The sequence below is a fragment of the Nocardiopsis sp. CNT312 genome (assembly GCF_000515115.1).
GTDB lineage: Bacteria > Actinomycetota > Actinomycetes > Streptosporangiales > Streptosporangiaceae > Nocardiopsis.
The window spans coordinates 76,638-84,185 of record NZ_AZXF01000025.1 but is presented as its reverse complement, the minus strand read 5'-3'; the positions used below and the strand labels follow the sequence as shown (position 1 = coordinate 84,185).

Genomic DNA, 7,548 nt, shown 5'->3' with positions numbered 1-7,548 from the left:
CAGGGCTGTTTCAAAGTCGGGTGAGGTCGGGATCAGCGCTGGTCACGCGAGTCCGAGAAGGTCGAGCGGGCGACTGAAAGCCTCGTAGGACACCCAACGCACCGCCTCGGGGATGCTCGTGTGCCCCAGCTCTGCCAGCAGCGGGATCACCAGGTTGCGCAGCATCGCCATGTTCTGCGGACCGTGCCCGGTCCGCACCCGCGAGGCGTCCTCGCCGAAGCTCACGTCCCGTACATGGTGTAGCGCCTCGATCCGCCAATGACCCCGCACCAGGCCCGCCAACCGGGCGGCGTCGGCCCGCTCGGCGGGCAGGCTCGTGATGACGTAGGCGTAGGTGCGCCGCACCCGCCCGGTGGCCGCCTCCTTGACCCACCGGTGCACCCGCAGCACCTGCGCCGCGTGCGGGAACGCGATCCGGGGTGCGGTGAGCACCTTGACGGTGCGCCTCTCGACCCGCCCGTGTGCGCGATCGGTCTCGGTGGACAGGGCGGGCGCCTTCGCCCATGGAAGCGCTTTGACCTGTGCGAACAAGGTCGGCTGGTTGCCTTTGACGGTGAACACGTAGTGGGCCTTGCGCTCGCTGACCAGGTGCCGGGCGGTGTCGGTCTGGGTGTGCAGCGCGTCTGCGGAGACCACGCTGCCCTCGATGTCCAACCCGTCAAGGACGTCGGCGAGCGCGGGGATCTCGCTGGTCTTGTCCGCTACCCGGATCTGGGCGGCGACGTGCCCGGCGGGGGTCATCGCGGCCAGCAGGTGCACGGCCTGGGAACGGCGGGTGCGCGAGCCGCGCACGCTCTTGCCGTCAATGATGAGCACAGCCAGGTCGGCGGCGGTGGTCATGCGGGTCAGGGCGGCAGGATCCAGGCTGGTCAGCACCCGTCGGATGGTGGCCGTCGAGGGGGCGGTGCGCACTCCGAGTCCGGGGCAGGTGGTGCGGGCTCCCAGACGGGCCAGGGTGCGTGGGGGTGCGTTGGCCGCCCATTGGCCGATCGCGGTCAGGGAGCGGGCTCCGGCCAGCACCGCGCACAGACAGACCAGGACGATACAGCCCAGGCGGTGGCGGCGGCCCCGCCGGTCGCGGGGATCGGCTTCTTCCTCGGCGGGCGCGGACAGGGCGGGGGAGGGCATGGCAGACTGGGGGTGCAACGGAGTCCTTGTGAGGCCAGGGGTGTGGAAGTTCCTGACCTTCTACCAGGGCTCCGTTGTTGTGTTCAAGGCACCTTCCTCACGCTGGAACGCTTCTGTGACCAGGAGCGATGCCATCGATCACCGACTTTGCAACACCCCTGGCCAGTGGTGGGTTCTCCTCGCGGGACAGTTGGACGCTGAACCCGGTGCCCTCGGTGCAGGCCAACCGGTACACCTACGGCAACGCCAGCCCGCTGATGAACACCGACCCCAGCGGACACTTTGTTCCACTTGTTATCGGTGGTGTCGCTCTTACTGCTGGTCAGGTTGCTCTCATTAGCGTGGGTTTGGCTGCCGCCGGATCTCTTATGAGTGTCGGAGTTCAGCAGCAAATTTCGGGTCGTCCCATCAGTTACGACGTACCGAGCGTCGATGAGTTGTGGGAGATGTGGAATAGGCCATATAAGCCTCTTAAGATCAACAGGTTTAGGCCGGGGAGTTCATCTGGATCTGCGGGAAAAGTTCGCTACTCGGGTGGTAGTACTGCTACTTATCATCAGAACTCTTGCTCTCGGCGTCCGCGGCTTTGTGAAAGTCTGCGTGAAAATAACCCTGGGAATGATGGATCTCCGATTGGTGATCCTGGTAATGGTGGCGGTAGCTGTTGGTGGTGTGGTGGCGGCACGGTAGACGTCATTGAGGATGACGCTCCGCCGCCGCCCCCGCCGTGGAAACTCATCCTTGCGGCGATCCTCGCGACCGAGTACGCACGCCCGGCCACCGAGGAGTCAACGGACACCGAGTTCGACCAGTTCGTCGACGACTCTTACACTCGGGCACTTGAGGATCTCGACGGACTTACGGGCAAGCAACTTAGGGACTACTTCAAGTACTTTCCCACGTTCCAGTCTGACGCCGATCGTCATGAAAGGTTTACTGAATTTGTGGAAAATTGGGATGATCAGCCTCGAGATTGTCTGAGTGGGGACAATTCCTGGGTCTACTATCATCGGCTCGACTCTCAACAGAGGGCAACTGGTGTCACGGCATGCTTGAGTGCGGATCAGATCGATTACAGAGGGCGTGGCAGGAGGCTGGATCCTAATAAGCAAACCGAGATCATAGGCGGCGATACGTCACGCAGCAATGGTGACATCAACTCAAACCCCACTCCCGGATGGAACCCTGGAGATGGTCGCGTGTACGCACGCGGTCACCTGCTTGGCCGCCAACTCGGTGGCTACGGTCGGGATCGACGTAACTTGGTGAAGTTGCACCACACAGCCAACTCCGACGTTATGCAGACTTATGAGGATAAAGTTCGCCAAAGGCTCGATTCCGGTGAGCGTATCTTCTATGCATCTATTCCTCAATACGATGGTGATAATCCTGTTCCAGATGCCATCGACTTGTATGCTGTGGGTGATAGGGGATTCTATGCCCATTGGACGGTGTACAATACTCCAAATGGGATGCCTCCAGGGAGCGGATGACCATGATCAGCATTGAGAAGCTCGCGAGGGATGCAGGGCTTGGCCGCGCGCGGCAATACCTTCTGGACTGGAATCGCGTCGAGTCAGAGATGGGGACTTCTCTGCCTTCAGACTACAAGGAGTATGTCTACTGGTTTGGCCCTGGCCATATCGAGGACTTCCTGTACATTTATGTCCCTGGTGTGGAAGATGAGAATATTAATCTCGCATACGGTCCTGATCTAATTAGGGAAAGTTTCAATCGGCGTGGTCGGCTAAGTAGGCAGATGAATATGGAGTTCAGGCAGCCGTATCCTATTTTTCCAGAGAAATGTGGATGGCTTCCTTGGGGTCATACAATCGATGGCGATCATCTTTTCTGGGTGACATCGCGGGGAGAACCCGACGACTGGACTATTGCTGCATCCTCCAGGGGGGATGAGATCGGGTACTTCAATGGGGGATTTATGGACTTCCTTCATTCTTATATCTGGGATACTGGGGAGGTGGATTTCTTTCCTCGGGAGGAAGGTGCTGAACTGCCATTCCGCTTTTATCCATTTGATGGTGCCTGAAAGGATGAGAGTGAACGCTTCGGGCCGCGCGGTCTCTATCGCTCGAGTACACAGGGCCTGATCCATGGAACATGTCGGCGATCGCCGTCGAGTTCTACTGGCCGACAATGACGGGGTGTTGCCGGAGGACTAGCTGGTGGTGGCGCGGACCGAGGTCGGCCCTTGATAGCGTTTGCCGATGTCTGGCTCGGGGCGCCTCGTGTATGTCCTGACCGACATCATCTTCGAGGTGGGTGGCGGTTGATGAGTTGCTGTACTTCGGTGAGGTCGTGGCAGATGGCGACCTGTTTGTTCGGTAGGGCGAGGGTGTAGATCGCTCCGAGCAGTCTGGGGTAGCGGGTGAGTACGAGTCCGCGGAGTGCGGCTTGGAGCCGTATCTGGTCGAAGCGGGACCGGGGGAGGGTGTGGCGGCCTTTGGCGGGGTCGGGTGGAGCGCCCATGGTGTCGGGGGTTTTCAGGTGAAGACCGCGCGTACGGTGATCTGGCCGCCGGGGCCCTGGGTCCAGTCCCAGTAGGAGCACAGGGCGTCGAGGAGGCGCAGTCCGTTGCCGCTGGGTCGGAGCGGGTCCGGTGCGGGCACGGTCGGGAAGGTGGCCCGGTGTCCGGGGCGGGGGCCGTGGTCGGTCACCCGCAGGTCGATCCGGTGTCGGGTGCGTTCGATCTCGATGCGGACGGCGCCGCCGGGCAGTCCGGAGGCGCTGTGGCGCTGGGCGTTCGTGGCCAGTTCGGAGAGGGCGAGGGTCACCGGTTCGGCGAGTCCGGGTCGTGAGCGGGTGGTTTGGGCGGCCCATCGGCGGGCGTCGCGCAGGTGTCGGGGGTCGGGGCCGATGAGGAGTCCCGAGGTGGTGTCGGTGCCGCACAGTCGGCGGGGGAGTGCTGGTGGTGGGACGGTGGGCCGCATGTGTTCTCACCTCGGTCTGTTCTGGGTGTTCTCGTCTTGGGGCCGGCCCGCCCCGGAGGAGGGCGGACCGACCCCGCCACCGGGGTTCCTCCGATGGCTCCCAGCCCAGGGGGAAGGACCGGGAGTCGCCGCTTCGCGGATCGACAACGCCAGAATCCCCAAAGCTCGGGGTCCGGAACAGGCTTACGGTCCCTGGGGGGATTAGCGAATACCCCAGGTATTCCTCGGTGTACTTTTGTAGACTTCCTGAGTGCCTCCTGATCTGCTCAACACTGTGGCGAAGAATAAGAAAAAGGACATATCAGACGTCCGCTTTGGACAAGCTGTTGCGCGCATGCGTCGTAAGAGCGGTATGACCCAACTGAAGGTCGCCGGTAAACTCGGCTACTCCAAGGGCTTCATCTCGCAGGTCGAGTGCGGCTGGAAGCACCTGGACGCGTCGAGGGTCAAGGAACTCGACGAGTTCCTTGGGGCGGGAAAGCGCCTGGTCAGGCTCTACGAAGAGCTGTACGCGCCCGAGCGCCTGGACTGGCAGGAGCAGGTCCACGTCCTCCAGGCGGGAGCTGACCTCATCCGCCAGTACAGTTGCGTCCTCATCCCGGGGAACTTCCAGACCAAGGACTACGCCAGAGCCGTTTTCGCGGCGGGCGCCCCCTGGCTCAAAGGGCCGATGATCGAGGAGAAGGCATCCACCAGGTTCGAGCGGGCCGCACGCGTCCTCGACGAGGACGGTCCGCAGTACCACGTGGTGCTCGACGACGTGGTGGTGCACCGGCCCGTGGCCGGGAACGCCGTCATGCGCGACCAGATCGACGCCCTGATCCGGCTCGCCACGACCGGCCGGGTGCAGATGCAGCTCTACCGGTGGGGGACGCTCCCGCACTCGGGGCCGGACGGCCCGTTCTCGCTGATAGCGTCACCTTCGGCTCCGGAGGTTCTGCATACCGAATCGGTTTATCTGGGCCAGACGACGGACGAGCCGCACATGGTTCGTTCCTTTGTGTCCCTGTTCAGTAGATTGCAGGCGAACGCGCGGTCTGTACGAGATTCGGTGGACTACCTCCGACAGGTGAAGAGGAAGTACGAAGATGGCGAACCTGCCGTGGCACAAGTCAACCTACAGTGACGGGGCACACAACTGCGTGGAGGTCGCGGAGGGGCCGGTGACAGCGGTGCGCGACACCCGCAACCGCGAACTCGGGCACCTCGACGTGCCGGCCGGGGAGTGGACCGCGCTCCTGGCCTCGGTGCGCGCCGGGCGCTGACCCCCGAACCCTCCCTCCCCCGCCGACCCCGGAAACGGGTCGGGGCCGGGCACCCCGACGGCGCCCGGCCCCGCACATCCCCTTCCGAGGGATCAGACCTCGGTGACGACCTCGTCGTAGTCCAGGCGCGGCAGGCGGTCGAACCAGGCGTCCGGTCCGGGCTTGCCGACGTTCATCACCACGAGCGGCCGCTGGGTGGAGTCCTCGCCGAAGAACTCCTTCTGCACGCCGTCGGCGTCGAACCCGGTCATCGGGCCGGCGGCCAGACCGGCCGCCCGGACGCCGACGATCAGGTAGGCGATTTGGAGGGCGGCGTTCAGCTCGGCCGCCGACTCGCGGGCCTCCACCGGCATCCCGGCGAAGTTGTCGCGGGCCCCGGGGAAGACCGGGAAGACCTTGGGAAGCTGCTCGTGGAAGTCGGAGTCCGCCGACAGGATCAGGGTGAGCGGGGCCGTCGAGGTCTTGGGGGCGTTGTTGCCGCCCATGTGCTTGACGAGGCGCTCGCGGGCCTGGGGGGAGCGCACCGAGGTCACGCGCAGGGGCTGGTTGTTCATCGAGGTCGGGCCGAACTTCACCAGGTCGTAGACGGCCTGGAGCTGTTCGTCGGTCACCGGTTCGTCGGTGAAGCTGTTGGCGGTGCGCGCGGAACGGAACAGGAGGTCCTGCGCGTTCTTGTCGAGAACCAGTGCCTCGCTCATGTCACAACCTCTGCGGTGCTCGGTTACTGCCTTGACCAGCGTGAACCGGGGGTTCACGCATCACCGGCACCAACATGGTTGCCCAGGAAGATATTTCCTATCGACGAATCTGTGCGCGGACTCACTCCCGCGCGGCGCCCCGGCGCTCTCCCCGGGGCCGGGGGACCGAGGGCGTTCCCGGCGCGGACTCGGCCACCCACTCCTCCAACTGCTTCACGAACAGCCGGGCCTGGGTCGGCCAGTGGAAGGAGGACCGGGTGATCGCGTGCCCGGTGCGCGCCATCGACCGGCGCAGGTCCGCGTCCTCGCGCAGGCGCAGCACCGCCTCGGCCGCCGCCGGAACGTCGTCGAAGGGCACCACCAGACCCGCGGGCCCCTCCTCGCGCTCGGCCACCAGGGTCTTGGCGATCGGGTTGGCCGTGGTCACCACGGGCAGTCCGTGCGCCATGTACTCCACGATCTTGGTCGGCATCGAGTGCCGGTAGTTCGGGGCGTCGTGCAGCAGGCTCACCCCGGCCAGCGCACCGGCGCACATCCGCAGCGCGCGGTCGTTGGGGACGAAGCCGTACCAGCACAGCGAGCCCTCCTGCTGGGCCTCGCGCAGCAGGGTCCGCACGCCCGTGTCGGCGCCGCCGATCACCTCCAGCCGCACCCCGTGCGGCTTCAGGGTCCGGCCCAGTTCGACCAGTTCGCGGGCGCCGCGCGCCATCGAGACGTGGCCGAGGTAGACCACCCGGTCGTCTCCGGGCTCGCGGGCCGGGGCCAGGGGAACGTCGGTGGTGTTGGGCACCACCGGGTGGTCGCCGCGGAAGCGCGAGCGGTACCCCTCCTCGGCCAGGAGCAGCCTCATCCGGCGTTCGGCGTAGCGCTCGAAGGCCCGCACCACCAGCCCCAGCGGACGCCGCAGTGGCCGGGGCACCCACGGCTTGGTGAGCAGGGAGGCCGCCGTGTCCTCGTGGACGTCCCATACGGTCACCGGACGTTTGGCGGGCAGCGCGAGGATGAGTTCGGGGTCGTGGAACAGGAGCAGGTCCGCCTTCGGGGCGTGCTCGGCCAGGGCCGCCCGCGCGGCGCGCAGGGAGTGCCGCCGCTCGCGGCCCGAGGCGCGGGGCACGTCCACGGCGAGCAGGTCCTCGCGGGGGGTCACTCCGCACTCCCGGAACGGGGCGATGTAGGTCACCTGGTGACCCGCGTCGATCAGAGCGGTGATCTGCCGGTGCAGGATCCGTGCGTCCTCAGGGTGGTGCACCACCGTGGCCACGAGCGCGTGCATTGAACATCACCTACGAGTGTCACCGAATGGGGTCTTCTGACAAAGATGATCCGCTTCTCTGTGGCGGTACCAGCTTTCCGACACGGTATTCACCTGCGAAAACGGGGCGAAAAAGGCTCGATGGACACATGGGGATGAATAGGTGAACCTTGGGTGGTCCGACAGTGAACGTGAAAGGGCGCCCTGATGAACGAAGGTGATCGTCCCTCGGGGCGCCCTGTGGCTCCGTGCCGTGG

Annotated in this window: 9 protein-coding genes; 4 read left to right on the top strand and 5 right to left on the bottom strand. The window is 64.9% G+C overall.

Going from position 1 to position 7,548, the window contains the following annotated elements; translation table 11 throughout:
* Positions 1-42: 42 nt before the first annotated feature.
* Positions 43-1,146, bottom strand: a complete 1,104-nt coding sequence (locus tag B042_RS0112940) for an ISAs1 family transposase (RefSeq protein WP_231493836.1) — start codon at positions 1,144-1,146, stop codon at positions 43-45.
* 110 nt (positions 1,147-1,256) lie between these two features.
* Here B042_RS0112940 and B042_RS25035 point away from each other — a divergent pair, with 110 nt between their 5' ends.
* Complete coding sequence (locus B042_RS25035; protein WP_081748762.1) at positions 1,257-2,621, top strand: DNA/RNA non-specific endonuclease; 1,365 nt, start codon at positions 1,257-1,259, stop codon at positions 2,619-2,621.
* Entirely contained in the window at positions 2,618-3,175 is a 558-nt protein-coding gene (locus B042_RS25745; protein WP_155989073.1) for an SMI1/KNR4 family protein, read from the top strand. The genes B042_RS25035 and B042_RS25745 overlap by 4 nt, the downstream gene beginning before the upstream one ends.
* Positions 3,176-3,393: 218 nt before the next feature.
* On the opposite strand, the gene B042_RS25740 is transcribed toward B042_RS25745, so the two are convergent.
* The gene (locus B042_RS25740) at positions 3,394-3,615 is read right to left on the bottom strand and encodes a hypothetical protein (protein ID WP_155989071.1); all 222 of its coding nucleotides are present in this window, start codon (positions 3,613-3,615) and stop codon (positions 3,394-3,396) included.
* Between the two features lie 14 nt (positions 3,616-3,629).
* Positions 3,630-4,076, bottom strand: a complete 447-nt coding sequence (locus B042_RS0112935) for an ATP-binding protein (protein WP_028648649.1) — start codon at positions 4,074-4,076, stop codon at positions 3,630-3,632.
* A gap of 250 nt (positions 4,077-4,326) precedes the next feature.
* Between B042_RS0112935 and B042_RS0112930 the strand changes: the two genes are divergently transcribed.
* Both B042_RS0112930 and B042_RS25030 read left to right on the top strand, forming a co-directional pair.
* Positions 4,327-5,202 (top strand): helix-turn-helix transcriptional regulator, encoded by an 876-nt coding sequence (locus B042_RS0112930; protein WP_155989068.1) that lies wholly within the window; start codon positions 4,327-4,329, stop codon positions 5,200-5,202.
* A complete protein-coding gene (locus B042_RS25030; protein WP_081748760.1) occupies positions 5,165-5,341 on the top strand; it encodes a DUF397 domain-containing protein in 177 nt (58 codons plus the stop codon). The genes B042_RS0112930 and B042_RS25030 overlap by 38 nt, the downstream gene beginning before the upstream one ends.
* Positions 5,342-5,433: 92 nt before the next feature.
* Here the strand turns inward: B042_RS25030 and B042_RS0112920 are convergent, their stop codons facing one another.
* Together B042_RS0112920 and B042_RS0112915 are read right to left on the bottom strand one after the other, a co-directional pair.
* The gene (locus B042_RS0112920; RefSeq protein ID WP_028648647.1) at positions 5,434-6,039 is read right to left on the bottom strand and encodes a malonic semialdehyde reductase; all 606 of its coding nucleotides are present in this window, start codon (positions 6,037-6,039) and stop codon (positions 5,434-5,436) included.
* A gap of 121 nt (positions 6,040-6,160) precedes the next feature.
* Positions 6,161-7,312, bottom strand: coding sequence for a glycosyltransferase family 4 protein (locus B042_RS0112915; RefSeq protein ID WP_028648646.1), 1,152 nt, complete (start codon positions 7,310-7,312; stop codon positions 6,161-6,163).
* Positions 7,313-7,548: the final 236 nt, after the last annotated feature.